Genomic DNA, 2,500 nt, shown 5'->3' with positions numbered 1-2,500 from the left:
ACGTAATCTGATGCTCTGTGTTGGCCGTTCAACTTGTATCTTTTCTGGTGCGTGATACTTCAAAATGAGTGAAGACAGAGGTGGCATGCCCGGAATGAGACTCATACGGTATAGGACGAATGAGGAAGTAATAGATAGCATGGCAGGTCGCATACAGGAGTACGAATGATTTTGATTCAATTTGTTTGGGACATGCTATTGAGCGTTTGGTGGATACGTGATAAGATAATTCCTGTCGCCGCGATTGAGCGGTTACTAGATGCGAGACATTTTCATACAGGGGTATAGTTCAGTTGGTAGAACGTCGGTCTCCAAAACCGGATGTCGTGGGTTCAAGTCCTACTGCCCCTGCCAATGATGGCGGCCGTGGCGAAGTGGTTAACGCACCAGATTGTGGCTCTGGCATTCGGGGGTTCGATTCCCCTCGGTCGCCCCATCATTTCCTTGATTTTTTGTCGGAATGTAGCGCAGCTTGGTAGCGCGCACGCTTCGGGAGCGTGAGGTCCAGGGTTCGAATCCCTGCATTCCGACCATGTGAGCCATTAGCTCAGTTGGTAGAGCAACTGACTTTTAATCAGTGGGTCGAAGGTTCGAGTCCTTCATGGCTCACCACTGTTTTTCTAAATATAATATGTGCCCTTAGCTCAGCTGGATAGAGCGTTTGACTACGAATCAAAAGGCCAGGAGTTCGAATCTCTTAGGGCACGCCAGTTTTAACGGAATGTAGCGCAGCTTGGTAGCGCGCACGCTTCGGGAGCGTGAGGTCCAGGGTTCGAATCCCTGCATTCCGACCATCATTTATCAAGCGGGGTCAGGTTCTTATCAAAGAGCCTGGCCCCGTTTTTTTTGTATAGCTATTGGAACTCTGAGTGATGCGCTTGTTGATGATTGCGTGAGTTTGTTGGAGAACAACTATGCCGATCCTCAAATTTGTACGGGTTTGTTTCACTCGGGAGATTGAGCGGGAAAGTGGGGCGTGATAAGATAGTCCTTGTCGCCGCGAGAGTCGCAGCGATGAAGAAACAGTTCCAATTTACCAGTTGACATCCTAGTCTTCAATGTGGTAAGTTAATATGCGTCGCCTCGAGCGACACAAGATGGTAGCCTAACTTAGTTCGCGACTTCCTGTCGCGATGTTGGGAAATGAACAGATTGATCCTTGAAAACTAAACGAGTGTTACAGAGATCTGATGCGAGTCAAGATACAAACTTTTTCAACTTTTATTGAGAGTTTGATCCTGGCTCAGGACGAACGCTGGCGGCGTGCCTAATACATGCAAGTCGAGCGGACCGGAGGGGGCTTGCTTCCAAAGGTTAGCGGCGGACGGGTGAGTAACACGTGGGCAATCTGCCCGACAGACTGGGATAACGCTTGGAAACGAGTGCTAATACCGGATAAGCGATTCCTTCGCATGAGGGGATCGAGAAAGAAGCTTTCGCTTCACTGTCGGATGAGCCCGCGGCGCATTAGCTAGTTGGTGAGGTAACGGCTCACCAAGGCGACGATGCGTAGCCGACCTGAGAGGGTGATCGGCCACACTGGGACTGAGACACGGCCCAGACTCCTACGGGAGGCAGCAGTAGGGAATCTTCCACAATGGGCGCAAGCCTGATGGAGCAACGCCGCGTGAATGATGAAGGCCTTCGGGTTGTAAAATTCTGTCTTCTGTGAAGAACAAGTGTGAGAAGAGAATGCTCACACCCTGACGGTAACAGAGGAGGAAGCCCCGGCTAACTACGTGCCAGCAGCCGCGGTAATACGTAGGGGGCAAGCGTTGTCCGGAATCACTGGGCGTAAAGCGCGCGCAGGCGGCCATCTGCGTCCGGGGTGAAAGCCCAAGGCTCAACCTTGGGACTGCCTTGGATACGGGATGGCTTGAGGATCGGAGAGGCAAGGGGAATTCCACGTGTAGCGGTGAAATGCGTAGAGATGTGGAGGAACACCTGTGGCGAAGGCGCCTTGCTGGCCGATTTCTGACGCTGAGGCGCGAAAGCGTGGGGAGCAAACAGGATTAGATACCCTGGTAGTCCACGCCGTAAACGATGAGTGCTAGGTGTTGGGGGGTACCACCCTCAGTGCCGAAGCTAACGCATTAAGCACTCCGCCTGGGGAGTACGGTCGCAAGACTGAAACTCAAAGGAATTGACGGGGGCCCGCACAAGCAGTGGAGCATGTGGTTTAATTCGAAGCAACGCGAAGAACCTTACCAAGACTTGACATCCCGCTGACCGGTCTAGAGATAGACCTTCCCTTCGGGGCAGCGGTGACAGGTGGTGCATGGTTGTCGTCAGCTCGTGTCGTGAGATGTTGGGTTAAGTCCCGCAACGAGCGCAACCCCTAAATTGTGTTGCCATCATTCAGTTGGGCACTCACAATTGACTGCCGGTGACAAACCGGAGGAAGGCGGGGATGACGTCAAATCATCATGCCCCTTATGTCTTGGGCTACACACGTGCTACAATGGGCGGTACAAAGGGTTGCGAGGCCGCGAGGCGGAGC

General features: G+C 52.6%; 6 tRNA genes and 1 rRNA gene (1 of these 7 only partly in view). All 7 read left to right on the top strand.

The annotated features are described in order from the left end of the window. Positions 1-278: 278 nt before the first annotated feature. Positions 279-354: transfer RNA gene (locus CIG75_RS18345), tRNA-Trp, on the top strand. A 6-nt stretch (positions 355-360) separates the two neighbouring features. Continuing rightward, a tRNA-His gene (locus CIG75_RS18340) sits at positions 361-436 on the top strand. Positions 437-456: 20 nt separating this feature from the next. Further along, a tRNA-Pro gene (locus CIG75_RS18335) sits at positions 457-533 on the top strand. Positions 534-536: 3 nt separating this feature from the next. Further along, positions 537-612: transfer RNA gene (locus tag CIG75_RS18330), tRNA-Lys, on the top strand. A 21-nt stretch (positions 613-633) separates the two neighbouring features. Continuing rightward, positions 634-710 (top strand) — tRNA-Arg (locus CIG75_RS18325). A gap of 7 nt (positions 711-717) precedes the next feature. After that, positions 718-794, top strand: a tRNA-Pro gene (locus CIG75_RS18320). A 426-nt stretch (positions 795-1,220) separates the two neighbouring features. After that, positions 1,221-2,500 (top strand): 16S ribosomal RNA (locus CIG75_RS18315) (it continues 265 nt past the right edge of the window).

Source organism: Tumebacillus algifaecis, assembly GCF_002243515.1.
GTDB lineage: Bacteria > Bacillota > Bacilli > Tumebacillales > Tumebacillaceae > Tumebacillus_A > Tumebacillus_A algifaecis.
This window is presented reverse-complemented; position numbering and strand designations above follow the sequence as displayed.